This window comes from Arabiibacter massiliensis, assembly GCF_902386925.1.
GTDB lineage: Bacteria > Actinomycetota > Coriobacteriia > Coriobacteriales > Eggerthellaceae > Arabiibacter > Arabiibacter massiliensis.
Genome location: NZ_LR698996.1, coordinates 697812 through 724686, shown reverse-complemented (window position 1 = coordinate 724686; position 26875 = coordinate 697812). Strand labels below are relative to the sequence as shown.

Annotated in this window: 14 protein-coding genes; 10 read left to right on the top strand and 4 right to left on the bottom strand. The window is 64.9% G+C overall.

From position 1 onward, the window contains the following. The first annotated feature begins 514 nt into the window (after positions 1–514). The gene (locus FX134_RS03080) at positions 515–1828 is read left to right on the top strand and encodes an ATP-binding protein (protein ID WP_080797492.1); all 1314 of its coding nucleotides are present in this window, start codon (positions 515–517) and stop codon (positions 1826–1828) included. 139 nt (positions 1829–1967) lie between these two features. On the opposite strand, the gene FX134_RS03075 is transcribed toward FX134_RS03080, so the two are convergent. Further along, the gene (locus tag FX134_RS03075; protein ID WP_232050825.1) at positions 1968–3239 is read right to left on the bottom strand and encodes an ATP-binding protein; all 1272 of its coding nucleotides are present in this window, start codon (positions 3237–3239) and stop codon (positions 1968–1970) included. 373 nt (positions 3240–3612) lie between these two features. Between FX134_RS03075 and FX134_RS03070 the strand changes: the two genes are divergently transcribed. After that, complete coding sequence (locus FX134_RS03070) at positions 3613–7806, top strand: fibronectin type III domain-containing protein (protein ID WP_080797491.1); 4194 nt, start codon at positions 3613–3615, stop codon at positions 7804–7806. Between the two features lie 278 nt (positions 7807–8084). Here FX134_RS03070 and FX134_RS03065 read toward each other — a convergent pair whose 3' ends face one another. The 3 genes from FX134_RS03065 to FX134_RS03055 form a co-directional block, all read right to left on the bottom strand. After that, positions 8085–9371 carry an ATP-binding protein gene (locus FX134_RS03065; RefSeq protein ID WP_080797490.1) on the bottom strand — a complete coding sequence of 429 codons (1287 nt, stop codon included), beginning with the start codon at positions 9369–9371 and terminating at the stop codon, positions 8085–8087. A 236-nt stretch (positions 9372–9607) separates the two neighbouring features. Further along, the gene (locus FX134_RS03060) at positions 9608–10957 is read right to left on the bottom strand and encodes an ATP-binding protein (protein WP_080797489.1); all 1350 of its coding nucleotides are present in this window, start codon (positions 10955–10957) and stop codon (positions 9608–9610) included. Between the two features lie 297 nt (positions 10958–11254). After that, entirely contained in the window at positions 11255–13174 is a 1920-nt protein-coding gene (locus tag FX134_RS03055) for a putative bifunctional diguanylate cyclase/phosphodiesterase (RefSeq protein ID WP_080797488.1), read from the bottom strand. Between the two features lie 330 nt (positions 13175–13504). On the opposite strand from FX134_RS03055, the gene uvrA reads away from it, so the two are divergent. From uvrA to FX134_RS03015, 8 genes are all read left to right on the top strand, one after another. Then, positions 13505–16396 carry an excinuclease ABC subunit UvrA gene (gene uvrA / locus FX134_RS03050; protein WP_080797487.1) on the top strand — a complete coding sequence of 964 codons (2892 nt, stop codon included), beginning with the start codon at positions 13505–13507 and terminating at the stop codon, positions 16394–16396. A 106-nt stretch (positions 16397–16502) separates the two neighbouring features. Then, positions 16503–18038 carry a GNAT family N-acetyltransferase gene (locus tag FX134_RS03045; protein WP_232050824.1) on the top strand — a complete coding sequence of 512 codons (1536 nt, stop codon included), beginning with the start codon at positions 16503–16505 and terminating at the stop codon, positions 18036–18038. Positions 18039–18242: 204 nt separating this feature from the next. After that, positions 18243–19847, top strand: a complete 1605-nt coding sequence (locus FX134_RS03040) for a GNAT family N-acetyltransferase (protein WP_407641813.1) — start codon at positions 18243–18245, stop codon at positions 19845–19847. A 47-nt stretch (positions 19848–19894) separates the two neighbouring features. After that, complete coding sequence (locus tag FX134_RS03035) at positions 19895–20428, top strand: GNAT family N-acetyltransferase (RefSeq protein ID WP_080797486.1); 534 nt, start codon at positions 19895–19897, stop codon at positions 20426–20428. A 449-nt stretch (positions 20429–20877) separates the two neighbouring features. Continuing rightward, complete coding sequence (locus FX134_RS03030) at positions 20878–21519, top strand: alcohol dehydrogenase (RefSeq protein WP_232050985.1); 642 nt, start codon at positions 20878–20880, stop codon at positions 21517–21519. A gap of 352 nt (positions 21520–21871) precedes the next feature. Then, positions 21872–25012: a molybdopterin-dependent oxidoreductase gene (locus FX134_RS03025; protein WP_143412119.1), complete on the top strand. Its 3141-nt coding sequence runs from the start codon at positions 21872–21874 to the stop codon at positions 25010–25012. A 16-nt stretch (positions 25013–25028) separates the two neighbouring features. After that, positions 25029–25955 (top strand): 4Fe-4S dicluster domain-containing protein, encoded by a 927-nt coding sequence (locus tag FX134_RS03020; RefSeq protein WP_080797482.1) that lies wholly within the window; start codon positions 25029–25031, stop codon positions 25953–25955. After that, positions 25948–26712, top strand: a complete 765-nt coding sequence (locus tag FX134_RS03015) for a cytochrome b/b6 domain-containing protein (RefSeq protein WP_080797481.1) — start codon at positions 25948–25950, stop codon at positions 26710–26712. The genes FX134_RS03020 and FX134_RS03015 overlap by 8 nt, the downstream gene beginning before the upstream one ends. Positions 26713–26875: the final 163 nt, after the last annotated feature.

Sequence of the window (26875 nt, the reverse complement as noted above, 5' to 3'; positions counted from 1 at the left end):
ACAGCGCGCCGCAAGGTACGCTTCCAACGCGGTTTTGTGCGCATTGCGCGCCGGCCCTGCCGGTCCCGTGCCGTGCATTTTGTATCGTCACTATGGTGTAAAATGCATCGGCATCGCAAACAATTAGTAGAAAGGCGCTTTGATGGCCCAAGCGCACGCTCGTCTTATGTGCATTGGCGCTCTTGCCTCTGTTCTCACGGTGCGAGCGTGGCGGCGAGGATGACGTACACCCCGTCGGTTCGGTGTTTTACACCCTTTCCGTTACGGAAAATACACCTTTCTCGTAATGGAGAATACACCCTACAAGCGATGTGGGTTGATTGCCATTTGAAGCGCACGGATTCGTGCAGACTAGTGCATTGACTAGTGCAACTTCAGATATTTTCTCTTCAGAAAAAGTGCGAGTAATGGGCAATATTCCCTTATATAATGTGTTCTGATCGTATCATTTTCCCTCTGAAAATATGATATCTTGTTGCAGGGAACAGTAGGGCGACTAATCGATGGGAGGAATATGGATCGTTTGTTCATGCGGTTCCTTGCCGAGTGGAAGGACAGGAAGAACCGCAAGCCGTTGGTGCTCGAAGGGGCCAGGCAGGTTGGCAAGACGTGGCTGGTCAGGGAGTTCGGCAAGAGCAGCTTTGACAGGACGGCCTACATATCCCTTCAGAACAACGAGAGGATGGAGCAGCTGTTCTCCGGCGACATCAAACCGCAGCGCCTCATCCCAGCCCTTTCCCTGGAATCGGGCGTCGCTATCGAATCCGGCACGACGCTTATCGTGCTCGACGAAGTGCAGGAAGTTCCCCGGGCGCTCACCGCCCTCAAATACTTTTACGAGGAAGCTCCCGAGTACGCGGTGATCGCCACGGGGTCGTCTTTGGGTATCGCCCTCCACCCCGGCACGTCTTTTCCCGTGGGAAAAGTGGAAGCAGCGCGCCTTTACCCGTTTTGCTTTCGCGAGTTTCTCATGGCACGAGGCGAGCAGGGGCTCGCCGACGTCGTGGCGAACATGGATCCCGATATGATGACCCTGTTTCACAATCGCCTCATGGAGGAGTTGAAGTACTTCTTCGTGGTCGGCGGCATGCCGGAGGCGGTCAAAACGTTCGTGGAAACGTATCCCGGGGTGGATTTCAAAGCGATCACTTCCGTTCAAAAGCAGATCGTCGAGAGCTATCGTGACGATTTCTCGAAGCATGAGTCGTCGGCGCCTCGCGGCTTGACCCTGCGCCTCAATCAGGTATGGGACTCGATTCCCTCGCAGTTGGCGAAGGAGAACAAGAAGTTCGTCTACGGTCTGGTCAAGCAAGGCGGCAGGAGACGCGACTTCGAGCTTGCGATACAGTGGCTCGTCGACACGTCGCTCGTACTCAAAGTGCCTCGCGTGAGCACCCCCCGCTACCCGCTCAAAATGCATGAGGACCTATCTGCGTTCAAGCTCTACCTCTGCGATGTCGGTCTTTTAAGGACGATGGGCGGCATCGAGCCGGAAATCGTTTTGGAGGGAGACGCCGTGTTCAACGCAGCGAAAGGGGCCCTCGCCGAGCAGTTCGCCTGCCAGGAGCTGCTCGCCACCGGCAAGGTGCCGTACTATTGGGCGGCAAAAAACGCGACATCCGAACTCGATTTCGTCCTGCAGCATAACGGGTGCGTCGCTCCCCTTGAAGTGAAGGCGGGTCGGAATCTGAAAGCAAAAAGTCTCAAGGCCTCGATAAACCGCTTCGGCTTCGAGAGCGCGTACCGGTTTTCGACGCTGCCTCCGCGTCACGACGGCGTGGTGTACGACTTGCCGCTTTACACCATAGGGGAATTCGCGGCGCGATGAAGGCGGAAGCGGCCCGCTCGGGACACCACCATGCAGGAAGACGGCGGAGCGGCTTCGCCGCGTAGTCGAAGGATTCCGTGCGGCGCCAAGCATATGGAGATCGGCGTCAACGGGGAAAAGCCATAAAATGAGCCTCGGGCTAGGGTTTCATGCAGCCGATCGCAATGACGTGCACGCCGTCATCGCGAGTGTAGGCATAGGTTCCCGCCGTCACGACAGCGAGAAACGCAGGCGGCCGCATATGCTCCTGGTCAACCCTGGAGGCGAATGCCTGCAAAGATCTCGCCCCATCTTCGACGCGGGCGTCTCCCAGCTTGATTTCGACGGCTGCCCAATCGCCGGTGTCAAGGACGAGGATAAGATCGACTTCCAAACCGGTGTTGTCGCGGTAGTGGTATGCGGCTCCGCCTAAGCGTTCGACATATATACGCAAGTCACGTGCGCAAAGCGATTCGAAGACAAGTCCAAAGGTGGGGATGTCGTCCAAAAGAGAGTCGGGAGAAGCGCCCAAAGCGGCGACAGCTATCGATGGGTCGACGAAATGACGCGTCGGCGAGGTTCGTATGGCCGATTTGGATCGCAGCTTCGGGGACCAGGCGTGCAGCTCATCCGTCACGAATATTTGCTTCAACGCGCCTAGATATTCAGCCAATGTTGGTGCGGACAGCTCCTGTCCGGATTTCTCCATGTCTTGTTGAAGCGTCGCGTTCGGCACCTGAGCGGCGCTGCTCCGCGCATAGGCTCTGAGCAGCATCCGTGCTTTGTCGGGATTGCGGCTCACATCATCAACCCTGCTGATATCCTTATCGCAGACCGCGCTCACATATTCTTTCACAATCGAGAGGGACTCCCGTCGCCTACCCTCGCGCCCCAGAACGACCGCTCGAGGCCATCCGCCTCGGGCGGTGGCGTAGGCCGTATCTTCGAGCGACATGCGGGAAACCCCTGCAGCTTCCGCGCCGCCGAATAACGAGGAGAGCGATACTTCTCCTGTCGATTCCTTCGACTCAAACAAGCTCATAGGACGCATTCGTAGAAAACCGAAGCGTCCGGTTCCCGTGTGCCGGGGCTTTTTCTTGCTCGGAACCGCCGAGCCTGTCAATATGAACTGGCCTGCCTCGCCATTTTGGTCTATGGAGAAACGCACGGCGTCCCATAGTTGGGGAGCCTCCTGCCATTCGTCGATGAGTCGAGGTTTTTCACCTCTCAGAAGAAGTGACGGCATGGTTTCTGCCGCAGCCATGTTGCGCTCGTACGTGTCGGGATCTTGCAGGAAAAGGGTGCTTTCGGCTATCTGCTTCGCCGTTTCCGTCTTGCCGCACCATTTTGGGCCTTGCACTTCGACCGCGCCCATATACGACATCTTATTCCGCAACGTCTCGTCGATGATCCTTGGTAGATATGTGTCCAAAATATCTTCCCTTCAGGTGACAATAGATATATATGATTAATTCGCATCGTTAATTTTAGAGAATGTAACGATTTTACTTTATCGTATGGAATGAATCAATTTGGGACTTTGAAACCTGGCGGTCAGGCAGTCAGGCGGTCTGCATCATGCGCGTCTGAGCGAGTGAAGCGAGTCGAAGGATCCTTCCAAAAGAGCGCGCCGCTAGGCGCGTCGCCCTTTTCCCACTGCCGCTCGCCGGTGGAACCCTCAATCCAATCTTGCGCAAAACGGCACCGATGCTGCGCAAACGCCCACGGGCGGGGGCGCCTTTGGGAAAATATCGCCAAAGTGTGCAGAGAGGCCGCGCGGGCGGCACGGGCGAAAGAGGGTTCGCATGGCGATGGCGAAACGGTTGCTGCTGGGGTTCTGGACGGTCGTAGCGGGAGCGGTGCTCCTGTGCGCGCTCTTGCCGGCGACGGCGTTGGCTGACGTCGTGGAGCTCACGGTCACGTTCGACGCCGATACGGAAGGTGCGATGACCACTGCCATCGACGCCGCTCTTGCAGCGCCAGGCGCGCCGGACAAAGCTACCGTCACTCGCATCAATGTCTCCGGAACCGCGACCGACATAACCGACGGCAACTGGGAGGCCCTCCGCACCTGCTTCACGGCAGACAGCGAGTGGGCCGCCCTCGAAGACCTCTATTTCACGAACATGCCCAATATCGCAAGCGTCGGCTTCACCTCCTCCGGGAGCACGTCCGTACCCTCCAGACTCATAGAGGTAAGCTTCTCCTTTCAAGACGCGCATCCCACGACCATCGGCAACTACGCCTTCCAGAACTGCTCGAAACTGTACTTCGTCTGGTTCGGCAACCATGTCGAAACCATCGGGAAGTACGCGTTCTCCGGCTGTAAGGCCTTCTCTTCGAGCAAAGTGCCTGACAGCGTGAAGAACATCGGGGAGTATGCGTTCAAGGGGTGCACGAGTCTCGATATAATCCGTCTACCCGATGGCGTGACGAGCGTTCCCGAAGGCGCCTTCCAAGGCTGCACGGGCTTGGAGCGGATGTGCTTTCCCGCCGGGGTGACGTCCATCGGGCCCCACGCGTTCGACATAACGTACTCGGACGGCAGGCCCCACTCGCTCACCCAGCTGACCTTCCTGGGCGCGCCGCCGACGATAGGTCAGGAGGCCTTCGGCGCAAGCTCTGAGGGCATACTGATCTGCGAAAGCGGTAAGGTCTCCGAGTTCGAGGCGTGGAAGGCGACGGCGTTCGGTAGCAGCGCCTCGAATTGGTTGATCAGCAGGGCCGACCGTGACCTTGTGGTAAAAGGCGGCGTTGAAGGCACGGATTGGAGCTGGTCGTCCGACAACAGCGTGCTCACCGTCAAAACCGCTACGCCGCTGACCATCTCGGGCAAGTGGAGCACCACGAAGTCGAACACTATGGACTCGGTGAAAGCCCGCATCGAGGTGGCTTGCGGCGAGGGAACGACCGCGAACATCACACTCGGTGACATCAACATCAACACCGATACCGGATCGGCCTTGCGCGTGGTGAGCGGCGCGCTCAACCTGGCCTTGATTCCCGATATAGGTACTATTTTCCTCAAGTCGTCCAATGGGGCCGGCATCGAGCATGGCACGAACCCTCTCGAGCTTAAGGTCGTCGACAACTACCACGCGATCGAGATAAAATCCACAGGCGGCGGCGCGGGCATCGGCGGAGCCGATGGCGACGGCCGCAAGGACGCTGGAAATCTCATCCTGTCCGATGATACCGAGATCGACAAAGCCGTCGAGGTGACGGGTGCGGCGGGCTGCGCGGGCATCGGCGGTGCCACAGGCGGCAGTGCGACGGATATGAAGCTTGGCGAAGGCAAGCTCAAATTCAAGGTGACCGGCGGCGCGGGCGCGGCGGCCATCGGCGCGGGCTCGGGTGGTACGGCTCCGGGCATCGTCATTCGGAAGGGCTACTTCGAGGTTGCCGGCACGCCGGCTTTCCCCGTTGGCACGGAGATCACCGGCGGGTACTTCGGCGCGGGCGACGAGAGCGCGAATACGGTGTACGGCATCACGCCGCAGGAGGGTTTCAAGGTATGCGCGAACAAGGCCTCCGATAAGGACGTGTACCCGTTCTACGTCGCCAAGTCCTCTACGCTCACGCTCAAGCAGAACGTGGAGAAGTTCTACACCGGCAGCGAGCTCGCGACGGGCGATGTGCTGGAGGCGGCCTCGTACGGCGCGACGGACGCGAAGGCAGACGTGAAGTTCACCTTCCGCGAGGCGGGCACCCAGGATAACTGGATAGGCGGCCTTCCCAAAATGCCGGGCACGTGGGACGTGACCGCCACGCTGCCTGCAAAGACGGTGGACGGCGTGTCCTACGCCGGCGCTACGGCCACTGCCACGGTGACCATCAAGGCGCTGCCCAAGCCTACGGACCTGAAGGTGGCGGACATCGGCACGGACAGCGCCGTGCTTTCGTGGACGGCCGCCCCGAACGCGACCGGCTACGAGGTGAGCTACGGGCAGCAGGGCGGGTCGCCCTCCACCAAGCAAGTTTCCGGCACATCGTTTACGTGCGAGCCTTTGGAGCCCGGCACCACCTACGAGTGGCAGGTGCGCGCGACCTTTGACAAGGGCCCCGCGTCCGACTGGGAGAAGGGGGAGCCGTTCACAACGCTCTCCCTTAAAAGCCCGCTCACGTCTGCGACAGTGACGCCGGCCAAGACGATGGCCGGGGAGGGCGTCGCGACCACGCTCGCGGTTGCGCCGAACGCCGAGGTAGACGGCAGCTTCACGCTGACGTACCAGTGGCAGGAGTCGGTTGACGGGGCGTGGGCCGACGTTGCCGGCGAGACGGCCGCTTCCTTGAGCGTTTCTGTGAACGAGAGCGCTCCCAGCAGGACTTTCCGCTGCAAGGTGACTGCCGAGCGGTCGGGTTACGAGAGCAAGACCGTGGAGAGCTCGGAGGGTACCATCGCATTGATGGGACTGCCCGCGAACCCGGTGGCAAGCGATGCGACCACGGGGGGCGCCGTTCTCTCGTGGACGGCTGCGACGAACGCGGCCGGCTACGAGGCGCACTACCGGGCGAAGGGGGCCGAGGCGTGGATCGACGCGTACAAAGGCGCCGACCTGACGTGCGCGCTTGCGTCGCTGGCTCCCGGCACCACCTACGAGTGGCAGGTGCGCGCGACCTTTGGCGAGGGCCTCGCGTCCGACTGGGTGGACGGCGCTGGGTTCGCCACGCTTTCCGAGAGCCCGCTCAAGTCCGCGACGGTGACGCCGGCAGAGACGGTGGCCGAGGCAGGGAAGACGGTGGTGCTGACGGTTGCGCCGAACGCCGAGGTGGACGGCACCTTCGCGCTGACGTACCAGTGGCAGGAGTCGGTCAACGGGGCGTGGGCCGACGTTGCCGGCGAGACGGGCGCCTCCTTGAGCGTTTCCGTGGATGATCGCACGCCCGCGAGGACCCTGCGCTGCGTGGTGACCGCCTCGAAGGAGGGCTTCGCGACGGCGTCCGTGGAGAGCGCTCCCGGCACCGTCATCCTGGAGGGACTGCCCTCGAACCTTGCGGCAAGCGACATCACGTCGAGCGGCGCCGCGCTGACGTGGACGGCCGCCACGAACGCGATCGGCTACGAAGTGAGCTATTCCGTGAAGGGGAGCGGCTCGTGGACCGTGGCCGGCAGCACGGCCGAGACGTCGTACTCCCTGAGCGGCCTCGAGCCCGCGACGGCCTACGAGTGGGGCGTCAAGGCGAAGTACGAGGGCGGCCTGATGTCCGACCTCGTGCACGGCCCCGAATTCACTACCAAGGGCTTCGTGCCGCTGACCTCAGCGGTTGTGGCGCCGGAGTCGAGCTCGGTGGATGCGGGCGCGGCGGTGCAGCTGGCCGTGACGACCGACCTCGACGGGGAAGCGGGCGTCACGCTGGCGTACCAGTGGCAGCGCCTTGCGGGCGGCGCGTGGGAGAACGTGGGCGGCAACGCGCGGGCGTATTCGGCCGTCGCGCCCGCCGCGGGTGCGAGCGACACGTACCGCTGCCAGGTGACGGCCGCCAAGGGGGGCTTGGAGTCCACGACGCTTACCAGCAACGAGGCCGTGGTGAGCGCGAAGGAGGCCCCGAAGCCGGTGGTCTACCCGGTGGTCGAGGGCGACAAGGGCACATGGAAGCCGGGCGGCGAGAACGGCATGCGCTTCAGGATTGACGCGCTGCTGGACAAGCTCCTCGAGGTGAAGGTGGACGGCAACGCCGTCGTGGCCGGCCGCGACTACGACGCGAGCGAGGGCAGCACGGTCATCGTGCTGCGCCCGGCCTACCTGGCCGGCCTGGCCGTGGGCGAGCACACGCTAGACGTGACGTTCGCCGACGGCTCGTCGAAGGCCACGTTCACCATCGAGGGCGCGCCCGGCCCCGAGCCCCAGCCGAAGCCCGAGCCGAAGCCGCTGCCCACCGGCGACGACGCCAAGAAGCTCGCGCCCACCGGCGACCCGCTCGGCCTCGCCCTCGGCGGCACCGCGGCCTTGGCCGCCCTCGCCGCCGGCGTGCTCGTGCTGGTGCGGAAGCGCGGCTAGCGCCGCTCACGGAGAATATCCTTCGACTCGCTTGCGCTCGCTCAGGATGACGAGAGGGGAGGCGTCATCCTGAGCCTGCCGAAGGATCCTTCCCCAAACAGCGCGCCGGGCGTATGCACCGAATTTGCGTCTGTGCGAGCTGTTGCACATGGCTAACTCGTGTCCGTGTACGGAGGATTCTTCGCGACCAGGGCAAACGTCCACAGCAATGATGGAAATCTAAGTTAGCCGTCAGAAACACCTCGCACAGACGCAATTTTCATGCACTGCGAAGGGGCCTACGCGTCCAATCGGCCGATGAGGCTTACCATGTAGATAGGCAGATACGTTATTGGGCCGGATTCTTCCACGTTGCCGTCGCAGAGGACCATTGCTTTCTCAAAGCCTCTCTTTGGGTTCTTGAGCAGGTTGTTCAGGGCGCTATGGCGCTTGTAGTCCTTTCCCGACTTCACCTCGATAGGTATAACGGTGCCCATGTCGGGGTCTTCCACCACGAAGTCGACCTCACCGAATTTCTTCGAGGCGAAGTAGTGAAGCCTGAATCCGTGGGCCTTCAGCTCTTGGGCTACGGCGTTCTCGAAGATCGAGCCGTAGTTCACCCCCGACGTGCGGTTGACGATGTCGAGGGCGGCCTTGCCCATGAGCCGAGACGTCAAAAGCCCCACGTCATTCATGAAAAGCTTGAAGGAGCTGCGGTCTTCCGAGAGTCCGAGGGGAAAGCTCGTTTCGCCCACGCGCGTTGCGGAAAGCGCCACGCCAGCTGCATCGAGCCAATCGAACGCGGTCTCCATATTGACGAAGCGCAGGTTCTTTTCCAGGCGCGCGTACTTGAAGCGCTTGCTTGGCGCGTTCAATTGGCCGGGGATCGATTCGTAGATCATCTTGATTTGGCGGGCTTCTAGCTTGCTGTCGACGTATTTGGCCATGTCATCTTCGTAGAGGTCGAAGATGGCGCGCTGGGAATTCCGAACGGGGACGATTTCAGAGGACGAGGCGAAAGCCTGGACGGCATCAGGCATCCCTCCGATGAGCAGATACTTGTAGAAAAGATCGATAAGCCTGTCGTGGAGGAAGCCTGGTACCTCAGAGACGCTGCTGAAACACTCGCGCAAGCGGTCGAATGCCCCGTCAGCCAATCCGGCAGCCCAGCAGAACTCCTCGAAGTCAAGCGGGAACATGATGTGTTCCTGGAGGAAGCCCACAGGTAGGGAGCGAACGTTGACGAGCGCGTCCAACCCCAGAAGGGAACCCGACAGCACGATATCGAGGCCGGTACGCTCGGCCAGGAACTTCACCCACGTCAGAAGATCTTGGCATTCCTGAACCTCGTCCAGGAAGAGCAGGGTTTTGCCCGGTTCCAGCCGCTTGCCCGTGAGGACGGACAGCCGGAAAAGAAGGTCGCTTGCATCTGCAGCTTGTGACACGGTTTCGATGGCGGCCCTGTTCCCGTAGAAGCTCACCTCCGACAAGATGTCGTACTCTCTGCGGGCGAATTCGCGAACCGCCGTGGTTTTCCCCACCTGACGAGCGCCGGTTAAAAGGAACGCTTGCGTCGTCCTGTTCATCTTCCAATCGGATAGGAGGCAGCGTGTACGACGACAAACGCCGCTGGAAGGCGTCCCGCTGAAGCCTCGTGCTGTCCTGAGCAGCGCGCCGCAAGGGAGCGTCGCCGAAGGATCCTTCCAAAACAGCGCGCCGCCAGGTGCGTCGCTGACTTGATGCAACGCGAAGGGTCACCAGGGGCGACCCTTCAAACGGTCGCCCCGGCGCTTCGAGTGGGACGCAGCAAAGCTGAGGTGCGCTAGATGAATTCGTTCATATCTACAACAAAGCTCTCGGGCAGTTCGGGTTTTTCGATGCAGATGAGCGCGTACCAAGGGAGGTAAGTGACCTTGCTTTTTTGCTCGATGTTGCAAGAACAGACAACGAAGGCGCTGCTGAGACGCCATTCCTGTACGGCAAGCAGGTTGTCGAGCGCGGCGTGTTTACGAAAGTCTCTTCCCGACTTCGCCTCAAGGGGCACTATGCTCTTGCCGTCCTGCAAAAGAAAGTCCACTTCGCCGACTCTCTGCTTGTCATAGTAATACAGATCGAAATCGTGGGCGACCAGCTGCTGAGCGATAGCATTTTCCAACAAACTGCCCCAGTTCACATCAATGTTTCCTTGGAGGAGTTCAAACTGGACGGTTCCTCCAAGTGCAGCGCCCAAAAGTCCCACATCGCAAAGGAACACCTTCAAAAGACTGTGTTGCGCGTTGATGGCGAGCGGGGCCTTAGGTTCGCTGGTGTTGTAACAGGGAAGCGCGACTCCAGCGTCCGCAAGCCACATGAAATCGCTTGCATAACGCTCCATACGAGCCGTCTTTGCCAGGTCGGAGAGTTTGAAGCGCTTGTTCTTCTTGTCCAGCTCTGCCGGTATGTGGTCGAAAATGGCATGAACATGTGTCTTGTCGCTCGCGTAACGTGCAATATCTTGGCGATACTGCGCGAGAATATCCCTTTGGATTTTGAGTACGCGCGCCAGGTCGCTTGAGTTGACGAATTCCTGGACAGCTGCCGGCATACCGCCGACAACAAGGTAGAGCCGGAACAGCTTTAGCAACCGTTCGTGTAGGGCTTCAGCTACAGGGGTGCGGTGAGAAAAGCAGGCCCGAACATGCTCGAATACCTCGGGTTGGATTCCGTTGGCGTGGAAGAATTCTTCTAGAGTGAGCGGATACATGCGCAGATAGGTTTCGTATCCCACCGGGTAAGAGGGGACTTCTTTGTAGCGCACGCCCAAAAGCGATCCCGATTCAATGTAGTCGAACCGTCCGTCGTCCACTAGAAATTTTATGGCGGTTCGAGCGCGGGGACATTCTTGAATCTCGTCGAGGAAGATCAAGGTGCTTCCCGGTACGAGCGGCTTGCTGCTGAAGGCGGTGAGATTGGCAATAAGGGTGCGAGCATCCAGATCGCCTTCGAATATGGCGGTAGCGCTGGGTGTTTGAACGAAATTGATCTCAATAAACGTGTCGTAATGATTTCGGGCAAACTCACGGACAAGGTAGGTTTTTCCTACTTGGCGTGCTCCGGTTATGAGGAGGGCGCGATGGTCGGGGTTGTTTTTCCACCGTTCAAGATGCTTAAGCGCTTTGCGTTTCAAGGCCATTTCAGTTCCTCGCTCCAGGGTATCCGCAGAGGTTCACTCGCAGTATACTACGTTTTATGAAGAGAATAGTGCTTAGTGTGCGACGTTTTATAAATAGTAAATGAATCATTTTGCGACGTTTTGCGCATTACTGCTCTGAGTGTGTCACAGGTCGGTGCATTATAAGTCCTGCCTCGTCGGTTCTCGCGGGTTTAAGCGTAGGGCAGGGGTTTGCCCTTGCGGCCGCCTGCGGAACGTTCCCATAATGAGCTTCAATTTCGGGACTTTTGATACAGTCCCCTGCGGGCGATAGGCGCATTACTCCGTCGCCAGCAGCTCGGCCAGGGCGTCGCCGTCGAGGGGGCGGGCGTAGCGGTAGCCTTGGATGCGGTCGGCGCCCAGCGCGCGCACGGCGACGTCCTGCTCCTCGGTCTCCACGCCCTCAGCCACCACGGGCAGCCCCAGCGCGTGGAAGAGCGCCACGAGCCGGCCCACGGCCTGGCGGTCGCGCTCGCTTTCGGCGATGTATGCCAGCAGGCTGCGATCCACCTTCACGCCCTCGAACGGCAGCTTCATCACCAGTGCGAAGTTCGAGAAACCGGTGCCGAAGTCGTCCAGATGGCATCCCACGCCCAGGCGCGCGAGGCGCTCCATGGTGTCGGCGGCCGTGCGCTCGTTCTCGGCCAGCACGCGCTCGGTGATCTCGATCTTCAGGCGCGAGGGCTCCACGCCGTAGCGTTCCAGCAGCTCGGCCACGCGGCGCTCCAGATGGGGGTCGAGCATCTGCGGCATGGACAGGTTCACCGTCACGGCGTTCAGCGGCAGATCGGGGCGCGCGGACAGGAAGCGGCACGCCTCCTCCAGCATGAACCAGCCCACTTCGTCCACGAGTCCCATCTGCTCGGCCAGCGGGATGAACTCGTCGGGCGGGATGGGGGTGCCGCCCGCGTCGGACAGGCGTACGAGCGCCTCGGCCTGCGTGAAGCGCCCTTCCGCGCACGAGAACACCGGCTGGTACACCACCGTGAACGACTTCTCCGCCAGCGCGCGCTTGAGTTCTTCGGCTACGAACGTCCGGCGGTCCACCGTGCGCTGGAAGTCCTCGTCGAAGCTCACGGTGCGCAGGCGGCCGTCGCGGGCGCGGGTGATGAGGGCGTCCAGGTAGACGATGATGCGCTCGGGGTCCCAGCCCTGCCCGTCGCGCACGAGCGAGCAGCAGCTGAACGCCAGTTCGCAGACGGTTCCCTGGAGCGCCCACGGCTCGTCGAAGCGCGCGGCCACGGCTTCCAGCGCGCGCTTCGCATCGGCCTCGCCGCGATAGGGGCGCACGAGGGCGAACGACACCTTCCCGTAGCGGAACACGTCGCCCTTCCGGTCGAAGGAGCGCAGCCAGCTGGCCGTCAGGTACAGCGCCTCGTCGGCCGTGCGATGCCCCAGGCGGTTGTTCACCGAGCCGAAGTCGTGCAGCGCCACCAGCACTATCTGGAACGGCCGCCCGTCGTCGCAGCGCCGGCGCAGCTCTTCGTAGAAGCTCATGCGGTCGCGGGCCCGCGTGAGGCTGTCGGTGCCCAGGCGGCTGCTCTGGAAGTTCAGCAGGATGATGATGAGGGCACACGCCGCGATGGAGCCGTTCAGGTACAGCTCCGGGTAGATGAGCTGGAACGCGCCCATGCCCACCACCACGGCCGGCAGCGTGCGCATCACGCGTACCACGCGCGCATCTACGCTGCGGCGGTTGCGCACGTAGCACATGAGGGCGAGCACCACCTCGACGGCCACTATCGCGTAGCCGGTGGCGTTCAGCGGGCCGCGCACGTAGGCGCCGTCGGCGGCGATGGCGAACACCGCGCCCGTCCACACGTTCGCCATCAGCAGCGCGGCGAACGCGACGTTGAGGGCGACGACGATGGCCGTGAGCCGTCGATGGCAGGAGCCCTGGTGCACGTGCGCCAGCATGAGGTCGTACAGGTAGAGGGCGATGAGGCTGGCCGTCCATACGATGACGAGGAAGTAGGCGCTGTTGAGCGCCAGCAAAAGCCAATGGGGCGCGCTTTGGCGCTCGAGGAGGATGGTGCAGACGGCGTTGAGCACGATGGAGGCGCCTGCCATAAGCAGCGCCGCGTTGAACAGGTGCCCGCGCCGCGTGGGCGCCACCTTGAAGCTGCCGTGCGCGTACAGCGCCATGACCACGATGAGCAGCAGCGCCATGCATTCAGCCGCGAGCGACCAGTACGTCATGCGGAGCCTCCGTCCTCGGGCACGGCCCGCAGACCGCGCTATTCCGAAGCGATATGATAGCAAATCGCAGAGGTCATGGTTGGCGAGACGGGCGAAGTCAGGGGTTTACCACCTGCGGAAGGCGACACATCCTTTACCCACGCCGGACGGGATCCTTCGGTCTGCCGCGCATCGAACAAATTGTGCGCATCGTTTGAACGCTTTGACACGAACGGATGTTTTCGCGCGCTCTTTTCGCCGGGCTGCGCTAGAATGAACGATTGCACGGAAATGATAGTTCTCCGGTAGCCAAACCTGCGGCCGCCGCGTGATAGAAAGAGCATACGCCACATGGGACAGAACGCCATCGTCATCAAGGGTGCCCGCGAGCACAACCTCAAGGACATCGACCTCACCATCCCGCGCGACCAGCTGGTGGTGTTCACGGGCCTGTCGGGGTCGGGCAAATCCTCGCTCGCCTTCGACACCATGTACGCCGAGGGCCAGCGCCGCTACGTGGAGAGCCTGTCCAGCTACGCGCGCATGTTCCTGGGGCAGATGAGCAAGCCGGACCTCGACAGCATCGACGGCCTGTCGCCGGCCGTGTCCATCGACCAGAAGACCACGTCCAAGAACCCGCGCTCCACGGTGGGCACTACCACGGAGATCTACGACTACCTGCGCCTTCTGTTCGCGCGCGTGGGCATTCCGCACTGCCCGGAATGCGGGCGCCCCATCATGAAGCAGACCACCGACCAGGTGACCGACGAGATCCTCGCGCTCTCGCCGGACGCGAAGGCCATCGTCATGGCCCCGGTGGTCACCGGGCGCAAGGGCGAGTTCACCAAGCTCTTCGCCGACTTGCAGAAGGAGGGCTTCAGCCGCGTGCGCATCGACGGCGAGATCGTGAAGCTGGACGGCGAGCCGCGCACCCTCAACAAGAAGATCAAGCACTTCATCGACGTGGTGGTGGACCGCGTGCAGCTTAAAGGTAGCGCCACGAGCCGCATCGCCGAGGCCGTGGAGCTGGCGACGAAGCTCGCCGACGGGCGCGTGCTCGTGCAGGTGCTTGGGCCCGACGGCCAGCCGCTCGGCGAGGCGGGCGGGCAGTCTTCCGGCGCGAAGGGCGGCCTGGGGGCGGGGGAGCATATCTTCTCGCTCGCGCTCGCGTGCCCCGAGCACGGCCACTCCATGGACGAGCTGCAGCCGCGCGATTTCTCGTTCAACGCGCCCTACGGCGCCTGCCCGGACTGCCTCGGCATCGGCAGCCGCGAGGAGGTGGACGCGTCGCTCGTGGTGCCCGACCCCTCGCTCACGCTGGCCGAGGGCGTGATCGCGCCGTTCAAGACCGGAAACTACTATCCGCAGGTGCTGCGCGCCGTGGCCCGGCACATGGGCACCGACGAGACCACCCCGTGGGAGGACATGCCGAAGAAGGCCACCGACGCGCTGCTGTACGGCCTGGGGAATCAGAAGGTGCGCGTGGACTACGTCACCGTGGACGGGCGCGAGACCTACTGGTACATCGAGTGGGAGGGCGCGCTCGCCGCGGTGCAGCGCCGCTACCAGGAGGCTCAGTCCGACTCGCAGCGCGAGAAGCTGGCCAGCTACTTCGCTGTTGTGCCGTGCGCCACCTGCGGCGGCAAGCGCCTCAAGCCCGAGATCCTCGCAGTCACGGTGGACGGCCGCTCCATCCACGACGTCACCGAGATGAGCGCCGCGGACTCGCTCGCATTCTTCAGCGGCCTCGAGTTTCACGGCGCGGAGGAGCACATCGCCGGTCCCATCGTGAAGGAGATCAAGGCGCGCCTCAAGTTCCTCGTGGACGTGGGGCTCGACTACCTCACGCTCGAGCGCGCCACGGCCACGCTCTCGGGCGGCGAGGCGCAGCGCATCCGCCTGGCCACGCAGATCGGCGCGGGCCTCATGGGCGTGCTCTACATCCTGGACGAGCCCTCCATCGGGCTGCACCAGCGCGACAACGAGCGGCTCATCGCCACGCTCGAGCGCCTGCGCGATTTGGGCAACACCGTCATCGTGGTCGAGCACGACGAGGATACCATCCGCAGTGCCGACTTCGTGGTGGACATGGGCCCGGGCGCGGGCGAGCACGGCGGAGAGATCGTGGCCATCGGCACGCCCGAGGAGATCGTGAACGCGGAGGGCTCGCTCACGGCCGACTACCTGTCCGGGCGGCGCTCGATCGCCGTGCCCGAGAAGCGCCGTAAGCCCCGCCGCGGCTCGCTCAAGCTGACGGGCGCGACGGAGAACAACCTGCGAAACGTCACGCTCGAGGTGCCCTTCGGCACGCTCACCGTGGTCACGGGCGTATCCGGCAGCGGCAAGAGCTCGCTGGTCACCGACACGCTGGCCCCGGCGCTCGCGAACCGCGTGAACCACGCGCACCGCCGCACGGGCGCGTACAAGAAGATCACCGGCCTGGACAAGATCGACAAGGTCATCAATATCGACCAGAGCCCCATCGGGCGCACGCCGCGCTCGAACCCCGCCACCTACATCGGCCTGTGGGACGACATCCGGGCGCTGTTCGCCAGCACGCAGGAGTCGAAGGCGCGCGGCTACGGGCCGGGGCGCTTCTCGTTCAACGTGAACGGCGGGCGCTGCGAGGCGTGCAAGGGCGACGGCCAGATCAAGATCGAGATGCACTTCCTGCCCGACATCTACGTGCCCTGCGAGGTGTGCGGCGGCGCGCGCTACAACCGCGAGACGCTGCAGGTCACCTACCGCGGCAAGAACATCGCCGAGGTGCTGGACATGACGGTGGAGGACGCGCTCGCGTTCTTCGAGAACATCCCCGGCATCCGCCGCAAGCTGCAGACGCTCTTCGACGTGGGCCTGGGCTACATCCGCCTGGGACAGCCCGCCACCACGCTCTCCGGCGGCGAGGCGCAGCGCGTGAAGCTGTCGAGCGAGCTGCAGCGCCGCCAGACCGGCAAGACGTTCTACATCCTGGACGAGCCCACCACCGGCCTGCACTTCGAGGACGTGCGGCAGCTGCTGGAGGTGCTCGAGCGCCTGGTGGATGCCGGCAACACCGTGCTCGTCATCGAGCACAACCTGGACGTCATCAAGTGCGCCGACCGCATCGTCGACCTCGGCCCCGAGGGCGGCGAGCGCGGCGGCATGATCGTGGCGCAGGGCACCCCCGAGGAAGTGGCCCAGGTGGAGGCCAGCTACACCGGCCAGTTCGTGAAGCGCATGCTGGAGGACGGCCGCCTCTAGCTGGTCTTTGGCGGGAACTTGCCGCAACCCCCTTTACCTTCGGGGCGCGAGGTGCGACAATGCTTCGGCTTTGTTGGCAGACGGTGCGGGAAGAGGGTTCGATCAAGTGGCGGAAGCGGTGGCGGCGGCCGGGGGCCGCCATGTGGCGCGGGGCGTGGTGTGCGCGCTCGCGGGCGGCATCTGCTGGGGGTTCTCCGGCACGTGCGCGCAGCTGCTCATGGACGACTACGGCGCTCCGGCTACCTGGATAACCTGCGTGCGCATGGTCATCGCGGCCGTGTTCTTCCTCGCGCTCACGGCCATGCGCAACTGGCGCGACCTCGTGGCGGTGTTCCGCGACTGGCGCTCGCTCGTCCAGATAGCGGCGTTCGCCATCTTCGGCGTGCTGCTCACGCAGCTGAGCTACCTCAACGCCATCGCCTACACGAGCGCCGGCGTGGGCACCACTATCGAGCAAGTGGGCCTCGTGCTCATCATGCTCTACGTGTGCCTGCGCAACCGCCGACTGCCGCGCGTGCGCGAGGCGGCGGGCCTGGTGCTCGCGCTCGGCGGCATGGTGGTCATCGCCACGCAGGGCGATCCCGGCCGGCTGGCCATCCCGCCCGAGGGCCTGGCCTGGGGGCTCGTGTCGGCCGTGGCGCTCACGTTCTACACGCTCATGCCCGTGCGCGTGCTGGGGAAGTGGGGCTCGATGCTGGTCACCGGCCTCGCCATGCTGTTCGGCGGCTCGGCCGCCTCGGCGGTGGTGCAGCCGTGGACGATGGACGTGCAGCTGTCCACCGGCGGGCTCGCGACGCTCGTGGCCATCGTGCTGGTGGGGACGCTCGGGGCCTACATGCTCTACCTCCAGGGCGTGAACGACGCCGGCCCGGTGAAGGCGAGCCTGCTGTGCTGCGTCGAGCCGGTGTCGGCCATGGTGCTCGCGCTCTTCTGGCTGCACACGCCGGTGTCGGTGTGGGACCTCGCGGGCTGCGCGCTCATCGTGGCCATGATCTTCCTCGTCACCGAGCGCGAGCCCAAGCTCGCCGAGGGCGCGCTGCCCGCCTCCGACTACGACGACCCGCCGCTGTTCGCCGGCCGCGCGTCGGTGCTCGGCTACTACACGAGCCGCCCGGCCGTGCGCGAGGACTTCGACCGCGTGTCCGCGCTGCTCGACGTGGGCCACCAGACGTTCGCCGAGCTCGGCATCGACGAGGGCCGCTCGAAGAAGTACCCGTCGGCCCGCCGCCTCATGCACAGCATCAAGAACGGCACCACCCACGTCATCGAGGACGCGCACGGCCGAACCATCGCGGTGTTCGCCGTGTCGTTCTCGCCCGACAAGAACTACGAGCGCCCCCTCGACGGCGCCTGGCTCACCGACACCGCCGCGCAGCCCCAGCCCTACGCCGAGCTGCACTGGGTGGCGGTTGACTACCCGGCCCGCCGGCGCGGCGTGGGCATGTTCATCCTCGACAAGGCCGACCACATCGCGCGCGCGGGCGGGCGCGCCAGCATCCGCGCCGACGTCTACCCGGACAACGTCCCCATGCAGAAGCTGCTGGAGAAGCACGGCTACGAGCGCTGCGGCACCCTGGCGTTCAAGGACGTGCTCGGCCGCGAGAAGCGCCGCGCCGCCTACGAGCGGCTGCTGCGCCCCTAGCCGGCGCGGCCCGGCTCGCAGGCGGGCTTCCGGCCCCCGTCGCTCGCCTTACGACATGGTGTTTTGAGCGGCTGCGCAAAACTTGGGCGAAACCCGGCCGAAACACCTTTACCGGCGCGGTCGGACGTGCGACAATTCCCTGATGCGCTGTAAGAGGCGCGCGTCCCGAGGGCGGCGCGCGAGGCGAAACGAGAGGAGGACGGCATGGCCCAGGAGGCGATGGGGACGGCCCCGGCAGGGGAGGGCGCGCCCGCGAAGGCGCCGGGCGGGCACGTGGCGCGCGGCATCGTGTTCGCGGCGCTCGGCGGAGTGTGCTGGGGGTTCTCGGGCACGTGCGCCCAGCTCATGACCAGCGGATACGGCGTGCCGGTGGCGTGGATCACCTGCGTGCGCCTGCTTCTGGCGGCCGTCATCTTCCTCGTCGTGTGCGTCATCCGCGAGCCGCGCAACCTGCTGGCCGCCCTGCGCGACAAGCGCTCGCTCGCCCGCATCGCGGCGTTCTCGCTCCTAGGCGTGCTGCTCACGCAGGTGAGCTACCTCACGGCCATCGCCTTCACCAACGCCGGCACCGGCACCGTGCTCGAGCGCCTCGGCCTCGTGCTCATCATGCTGTTCGTGTGCGTGCGCATGCGCCGCCTGCCGAAGGTCCGCGAGGCGGCGGGGCTCGTGCTGGCCATCGCGGGCACGGTGCTCATCGCCACGAAGGGCAACTTCAGCTCGCTCGCCATCCCGGCCGAGGGGCTGTTCTGGGGCCTCGTCTCGGCGTTCGCGCTCGCGTGCTACACGCTCATCCCCGGCAAGGTGCTCGAGAAATGGGGCAGCTTCATCGTGACGGGGCTGGCCATGCTCATCGGCGGCGTCGTGGCCACCGCGGCCGTGCAGCCGTGGACGATCTCGGTGAGCCTCACGCCCGACCTGGCCTTCGTCATGGGCGCCATGGTGCTCGTGGGCACGTTCGCGGCGTACCTGTTCTACCTGCAGGGCATCACCGACGCGGGGCCCGTGCGCGCGGGACTCGTGGGCTGCGTGGAACCGGTGTCGGCCACGGTCATCTCGGCCGTGTGGCTGGGCACCCCGGTGGGGCCGGTGGACCTCGTGGGCATCGGCATGATCATCGTCATGATGTTCCTCGTCACCCAGCGCGGCGAGGAACCCGCGCGCGGCGCCGCGGCCTACGACGGCGCGGCGTGCGACCTGCCGCCCTTCCAGGGCCGCGCCACCGAGCTGGGGTACTATCGCGCCCGCCGCGCCACGCGCGAGGATTTCAAGCGCGCCAAGGAGCTGCTCGCCGACGGGCACCGCGCCATGGCCGCGCTCGGCATCAGGGAGGGCGTCAAGAAGTACCCCTCGGCGCGCCGCCTTATGCGCTCCATCGATGCGGGGAAGACCTACGTCGTGGTGTCCCATCGCGCCGACGCCGACGGGGCGGAGGAGCGGGACAGGGGCCGCATCATCGGCATGTTCGCGCTCAACCCGCAGGGCGATCCTGCGTATGCGCAGGCCAGCGGCGCGCGATGGCTCACCGAGTCGCCCGAGCCGCCTGAGGGCGAGCCGACGTACGGGGCGCTGCACTGGGTGACCGTCGCCGAGGACGCCCGGCGGCGCGGCGTGGGCGGCTACATCCTCGGCACCGCCGAGCGCATCGCGCGCGACGCGGGGCTCAAGAGCATCCGCGCCGACGTGTACAGGGAGAACGCCCCCATCCGCGCGCTGCTCGAAGACTACGGCTACGCCTTCTGCGGCGACATCGAGATCAAGCCGAGCCTCGGCCGCGCGAAGCGGCGCGCCGTGTACGAGCGCGCCTGGTAGCCGCGCCGGCGCCATCGTCCGTCATGAGAAGAAAGCGAACCGAACCCGTGCGATTCCGCAGAACCAGCGAAAAGGACATCGACCGCGTCATGGACGTGCTCGCCGAAGGGCGCGCCTCGCTCGGCGCGCTCGGCATCGACCAGTGGCAGGGGGGCTACCCCCATCGCGAGGCGATCGAAGGCGACGTGGCCGCGGGCGACTCCTACCTCGTCGAGGACGACGGGGGCCGCATCGTGGCCACCGCCATGGTGGGCTTCTCCGGCGAGCGCGACTACGACCGCATCGAGCGCGGCGCCTGGCTCACCGCCGGGACTTCGGACGACCCGCGCTACGGCGTGGTGCACCGCGTGGCCGTGTCCTCGGCGTGCCGCGGGCGCGGGGCGGCGTCGCTTCTGCTCGAGCGCGCCGAGCAGCTCGCCCGGGAGCGCGGACGGGCGAGCGTGCGCGTGGACACGCATCCCGGCAACGCGCCCATGCGCCGGCTGCTGGAAAAGCGCGGCTACACGGAATGCGGCACCATCTACATCGCCCACGCCGAGGAGGCCACGCCCGACCGCATCGCCTACGAGAAGCTGGTCTGAAGCGCTGCCGCTCAGAGCGTCAATGACCTTACCAGTCATCAAATGTTTCACGTGAAACATCTGTGCTGATTCCCCTTTTGACCCACAATCGGGTTGCGGAGGCCGAAGGCCGTGTCGCTTGTCATCCTGAGCGGAGCGGCGAAGCCGCGGAGTCGAAGGATCCCGCGCGGCGACAGCCGTGGCGCTTCCTGCTGGCGCCGCGGGGGATCCTTCGACTCGCTTCGCTCGCTCAGGATGACAAGGGGGGGGGCTTCGCTCGCTCAGGATGACAAGGGGGGCTTCGCTCCGCTCAGGATGACAAGGGGGCTTCGCTCCGCTCAGGATGGCACGCGGTCCTTCGGCTTCCTGTCGAAATTCTGTCGCTTGGGCGGGCGGGGCTTGAGCGTGCGGGCGCGCGGTATAATGCGTGCACTATGTCTTCCCGATCTCGCGAGAAAATAGCTTTGGCGGTGTTCGCCGGCCTCATCGTGCTGAGCCTGTGCGGGCTGGGATGGTACCTGTTCGCGGGCCATTCCTGGAACGTGGCGGCCTCGAACATCGACGACACGTTCGGCAGCATGGACGGCTACACGGCCATCGTGTACGCCGGCACCGAGCAGACGCCCGTCGAGCCGATCGACGAGGACGATGCCGAACCCGCGGCCCCTGCGGCACCCGCCGAGAAGCTCCCCGAGCCCCTCGACCCCGCCGACGTCGTGGCGAGCTACGAGGAGAAGGCCGCCTCCGTGCTCCTCCTCGACACGCTCGATCCCTCGGCCTACGAGGAGGGCTCCATCCTCAAGAAGGGCGGCCGGCGCTTCGGCGTGTTCAGCGCCGAGGAGCCGCTCACGCCGCGCGCCCTCAAGCGCATGGTCGCCTACTTCGACGAGCACAAGGTGGACTTCGTCGTGGCCGTCGTCGCCGACAAGGCCTACGTCGAGGAGGCGGCGGGCATCGACATCGTCGTGTCGCTCCAGGATGAGGGGCTCTTCGTCATGGGGGAGACGATCGACGGCACGTTCTACGTGAGCGCGCCCGAGGCGGGCAAGGTGGGTGCCATCCTCGTCTCGCCGAGCAACGTGGTTTCGGCGAAGGTCATCGAAGAGCTGTAGGGCCGCCGGCGCCGCTCGCCCCGCTTTTCGGCCGTTCGTCGGTTTGTGAGTTTATCGTCCCTGATCAGAGCGGTGAAGGCGCTGAACGCCGTTCGCCGGCTCAAACCGCCGCACCTTCCCGTCCCGTTGATCGAATATCAGCCGCTCGCCGGATAACGTCTCTCCGCTCAGGAGCCCCGATGGTACGATCACGCCCGTCAGGCGGCGGAGGGCTGCCGCTCGGCGGCCCCCATGCGGGCCGGATCGCCATGGACGCGCGGCACGCCTCCCATGCCCTCGACGCGCCGCTTCCGTCCCCCGCGCGATCCGAATGCATGCTCCCCAATGGACGAGAGGAAAGGAGATCGAGGACATGAACCTGTCACGCAGGGGCTTCTTCAAAGCCGCCGGCGCAGCGTTCGCCACGTCCGTGGCGTTCGAGCTGTCCTCACAGTCGGAGGCGCTCGCCATCGAGCCGGCGTCCGACTGGAAGCTCGTGAACACCGAGGAGCACACCAACATCTGCTGCTACTGCTCGGGCGGATGCGGCGTGATCTGCTCCACGCGCGACGGCGAGCTGGTGAACATCGAAGGCGACCCGGACCACCCCATCAACGAGGGCGGCCTGTGCCCGAAGGGCGCCACCATGTTCCAGCTGCGCAACGTCGTGGACCCGGAGACGCGAGAGATCATCAAGAACCCCAACCGCACCACCAAGCCGCTCGTCCGCCGTCCCGGCGGGACGGAGTGGGAGCCCATCACCTGGGACGACGCCGTCAAGGAGATCGCCCGCAAGGTGAAGGACACCCGCGACGCCACGTTCGAGGCCGTGTCGAACGGCATCACGGTGAACCGTTGCCCCGGCATCGCGAGCCTCGGCGGCAGCCAGCAGAACTGCGAGGAGGAGTACCTCATCACCAAGATGATGCGCTCGCTCGGCGTGATCGCCATCGACAACCAGGCGCGTGTTTGACACAGCCCCACCGTTGCCGGTCTGGCAGCATCGTTCGGTCGCGGCTCCATGACGAGCCATTGGTGCGACTTCCAAAACGCCGACGTCATCATGACCATCGGCTCCAACAACGTCGAGAACCATCCCGTCTCGGCGAAATGGGTGCAGAAGGCCCTCGACAAGGGCGCGACGTGGATCGTGGTCGACCCGCGCTACACGCGCTCGGCCGAGATGGCGGACATCTACTGCCCCATCCGCTCGGGCACCGACATCGCGTTCTACGGCGGCCTGTTCAACTACATCATCGAGAACGACCTGTGGCAGCATGAGTACGTGCTCAACTACACGAACGCCTCCTACCTGCTCAACGAGGAGTACTCCTTCGACGTGCACGAGGGCATCTTCTCCGGCTACGACGACAAGACGGCCTCCTACGACAACGCCACCTGGCAGTACCAGGTGGAGGAGGTCAAGGAGTGGGACACCTCCGAGGGCGGCGCGTACGCGTGGGCCGCGAAGCCCGGCGTGCCCGAGTTCACGCCCCCCAAGCTCAAGGTGCCCAAGAAGGATCCCACGCTCGCCGACCCGATGTGCGTGTTCCAGCAGATGAAGAAGCACTACTCGCGCTACACGCTCGACGCCGTGGCAAGCGTGTGCGGCATGGACAAGGGCCTGCTCGAGAAGGTGTACGCCACCTACGCGTCCACCGGCGCGCCCGACAAGTCCGGCACCATCCTCTACGCCCTCGGCCAGACGCAGCACCACTACGGCGCGCAGAACTGCCGCTCCATGGCCATCCTGCAGCTGCTGCTGGGCAACGTCGGCCTGGCCGGCGGCGGCGTGAACGCGCTGCGCGGCGAGCCCAACGTGCAGGGCGCCACGGACATGGGCATGCTGGTGGCCACGCAGCCCGGCTACCTCAACTGGCCGACCGAATACGGCACGCCCTCCATCGCCGCGTGGTGCGAGAAGGAGACCTACGCCGACGGCTACTACACCAACAAGCCGAAGTTCCTGGTGAGCGCGCTCAAGGAGTGGTTCGGCGACGCCGCCACGGCCGAGAACGACTACGGCTACGACTGGTGGCCGAAGGTTCCCAAGTCGCCCGACTACACCATCATCGGCTCGTTCGAGCTCATGAGCCAGGGCGTCATCAAGGGCTACTTCAACTGGGGCATGAACCCGGCCCACTCCGCGCCCAACGCCTCCAACGTGCGCCGCGCGATGGCCAACCTCGACTGGCTCGTGGTGGCCGACTGGGTGATCACCGAGTCCGCGAGCTTCTGGCAGGCGCCGGACATGGACGCGTCGCAGATCGACACCACGGTGTACTTCCTGCCGGCCGCGCTCATCTACGAGAAGGAGGGCTCCATCGCCAACTCGGGCCGCTGGCTGCAGTGGCGCACCCAGGCCGTCGAGCCGTGGGACGAGTCCAAGCCCGACTACGAGATCTGCGACCTTCTGTGGACCGAGATCGTCGACCTGTACGAGAAGGAGGGCGGCGCCGTCCCCGAGCCCGTCGTGAACACGAAGTGGGACTACTACGTGGACGGAAAGATCGACCCGCGCCCCGTGGCCTGGGCCTTGAACGGCTACAACTACGAGGAGGGCGGCTTCGAGAAGGGCGCGCCCGACCTGCTCAAGACGTTCGGCAACCTGCAGGCCGACGGCTCCACGGCGTGCGCCATGTGGATCTACACCGGCTTCTACGCCAACAACGACGACGCGCTCGACCCCGCCGTGCAGCCCTGCGCCCGCCGCTCGACGGAGGATAAGTCGGGCATCGGCCTGTTCTCGGACTTCTCGTTCTGCTGGCCGCTCAACCGCCGCATCATCTACAATCGCGCCTCGGCCGACATGGCGGGCAAACCGTGGAACCCTGCGCGCAAGCTGGTCGAATGGAACGGCGAGAAGTGGGAGCAGGTGGACGTGGCCGACTTCGGCACAGCCGCGGCCGACGGCACGCCCACGCCGCCCAACAACAAGGCGTTCATGATGCTCTGGGAGCAGAACGCGCGCCTCGAGAGCTACGCCATGGGTGATGCGCCGCTGCCTGAGCACTACGAGCCCTTCGAGAGCCCGGCGGACAACCAGATGAACGGCCGCCAGAACTCGCCGTGCATCCGCTTCGCCGAGTTCGACTCGGTCAAGCGCGCCGACCGCTCCGAGTTCCCCATCGCGGTGACCACCTACTCGGTCACCGAGCAGTGGCAGACGGGCAGTCAGACGCGCTCGTGCCCCGCGCTCGTCGAGGCCATGCCCGAGCAGTTCGTGGAGATGTCGCGCGAGCTTGCCGCCGAGAAGGGCATCGAGAACGGCGACTTGGTGCGCGTGTTCAACAACCGCGGGTCGGTGAAGGTTCATGCCCTGGTCACGCCGCGCTTCAAGCCCTTCACGGTGAACGGCGAGACGGTGCACCAGGTGGGCATGACGCACCACTTCGGCTGGGCGGGCAAGTTCGCCACCGGCGACATCGTGAACGACCTGCCGCCCAACGTGGGCGATCCGAACTGCCAGGTGCCCGAGTTCAAGGCGTTCCTCGTGAACGTCGAGAAGGCTTAGAGGGGAGGTGCGGAAGATGACTGAGAAAGCGATACTCTTCGACTCCTCCCGCTGCTCGGCGTGCCGCGGCTGCCAGGTGTCCTGCAAGACGTGGAACAGCCTGCCGTCGCCTTTGGAGAAGAACGCGAACCCGTTCACGGGGTCGTATCAGAGCCCGATGGACCTCGGCGGCGACACCCGGCTCCTCATCAGCTTCAACGAGGAGGCCGGCGGCGACAAGGGCGTGATGTGGGCCTTCGGGCGCCGCTCGTGCCAGCACTGCGGCGACGCCCCCTGCTCGCAGATCTGCCCGCCGAACGCCATAACCAAGAACGAGGAGACCGGGCTCGTGGTGATCGACGAGTCCAAGTGCATCGGCTGCAAGTACTGCGCGACGGCCTGCCCGTTCGACGTGCCGCGCTACCGGGCCGACAACGGGCGCATGAACAAGTGCACCGGCTGCCCGGACCGCGTGGAGCAGGGGCTCGCGCCGGCGTGCGTGACCACCTGCCAGCCCGGCGCCCTCAAGTTCGGCGACCGCGACGAGATGCTGGCCATCGCGCGGGAGCGCGTGGAATACCTCAAGGGCAAGGGCTACGCCGACGCCGCGCTCTTCGGCGAGGAGGAAGTGGGCGGCCTGCATGTGATCCAGGTGCTCAAGCACGGCGTGGCCGCGCATGGCCAGGTGGAGAACCCGCAGGTGAACCCCATCGTCGGCCTCACGCAGATCATGAAGCCGGTCACGGCGGTGGCCACGGGCGTCACCGTGGCGGGCCTCGCCGCCATGTTCGTCCTGGGACTCGGCTACAAGCGCGACAAGCTGGCCTACAACCCGGCCACCGAGGACACGATCGACGTCGACACCGGCGAGGTCGTGAAGCACGGCGACGGCCAGGACGACGAATCGGTGAAGGAGCACATCTTCGAGAACCTTCCGGGAAAGAAGGGAGGCCGCGATGAATAGGGGACCCGTCAAGGTGCCGGCCCAGGAGGCCGCCGACAACAAGGCGTTCTTGGAGCAGATGGCCAAGGGCGGCGCCGAGCGCTACATCAAGCGGCATTCGCTGCAGGCCCGCATCACGCACGACGTGACCATCATCGCGTGCATCCTGCTGGCTATCTCGGGCCTGTTCGTGTTCGTGCCGGCGCTGGCCGCGGCGGTCGGGCCGGACACGGTGTGGCTCATCCGCATGTCGCACCGCGTGCTGGGCGTCGTGTTCGTGGCGGTGCCCATCGTGAGCGCCATCATGGCGCCGAAGGGCGTGGCCCACATCTTCAAGAACCTGTTCGCGAAGTGGGACTCCGACGACAAGAAGTGGATGATCCTGTTCTTCCCGTACCTGTTCATGGCCAAGTGGATCCACATGCCCGACCAGCATGAGGTGAAGAGCGGTCAGCGCTTCGCCGACGGCATGCTGTGGTTCGCGGGCGGCCTCATGGGCATCACGGGCGTGCTGCTCCTTCTGGGCACCACCGTGGCCGATTTCGGCGCGGCGCAGGGCGTGTTCCTGTTCCTGCATGACGTGGGCTTCCTGCTGATCGCGGTGTTCGCGCTCGCGCACATCTTCCTGGGCGCGGGCATCTTCCAGCCCTACCGCGGCACGTACAAGCTCATGTTCGGCGACGGCACCGTCTCCGAGTCCGACGCTCTGTACCACTGGGGCCACTGGGCCCGCGAGGAGATCGCCACCGGCGAGCACGTGATCGAGAAGAAGAAGTAAGAGAGACGACCGTGCGCCCCGCCGCGGTGGCGGGGCGCACGGTTTGTCATCCTGAGCGGAGCGCGCAGCGACCACCTTTTGTCATCCTGAGCGGAGCGCGCAGCGCGGAGTCGAAGGATCCCCCGCGGCGCCAGCCGGAAAGCCCACGGCCTCCGCCCAGGAT

Excerpts from the sequence above, each read along its gene's own strand:
- FX134_RS03080 (WP_080797492.1), top strand. The coding sequence starts at position 515 with ATGGATCGTTTGTTCATGCGGTTCCTTGCCGAGTGGAAGGACAGGAAG.
- FX134_RS03070 (WP_080797491.1), top strand. The coding sequence starts at position 3,613 with ATGGCGATGGCGAAACGGTTGCTGCTGGGGTTCTGGACGGTCGTAGCG.
- FX134_RS03065 (WP_080797490.1), bottom strand. The coding sequence starts at position 9,371 with ATGAACAGGACGACGCAAGCGTTCCTTTTAACCGGCGCTCGTCAGGTG.
- FX134_RS03060 (WP_080797489.1), bottom strand. The coding sequence starts at position 10,957 with ATGGCCTTGAAACGCAAAGCGCTTAAGCATCTTGAACGGTGGAAAAAC.
- FX134_RS03055 (WP_080797488.1), bottom strand. The coding sequence starts at position 13,174 with ATGACGTACTGGTCGCTCGCGGCTGAATGCATGGCGCTGCTGCTCATC.
- uvrA (WP_080797487.1), top strand. The coding sequence starts at position 13,505 with ATGGGACAGAACGCCATCGTCATCAAGGGTGCCCGCGAGCACAACCTC.
- FX134_RS03040 (WP_407641813.1), top strand. The coding sequence starts at position 18,243 with ATGGCCCAGGAGGCGATGGGGACGGCCCCGGCAGGGGAGGGCGCGCCC.
- FX134_RS03020 (WP_080797482.1), top strand. The coding sequence starts at position 25,029 with ATGACTGAGAAAGCGATACTCTTCGACTCCTCCCGCTGCTCGGCGTGC.
- FX134_RS03015 (WP_080797481.1), top strand. The coding sequence starts at position 25,948 with ATGAATAGGGGACCCGTCAAGGTGCCGGCCCAGGAGGCCGCCGACAAC.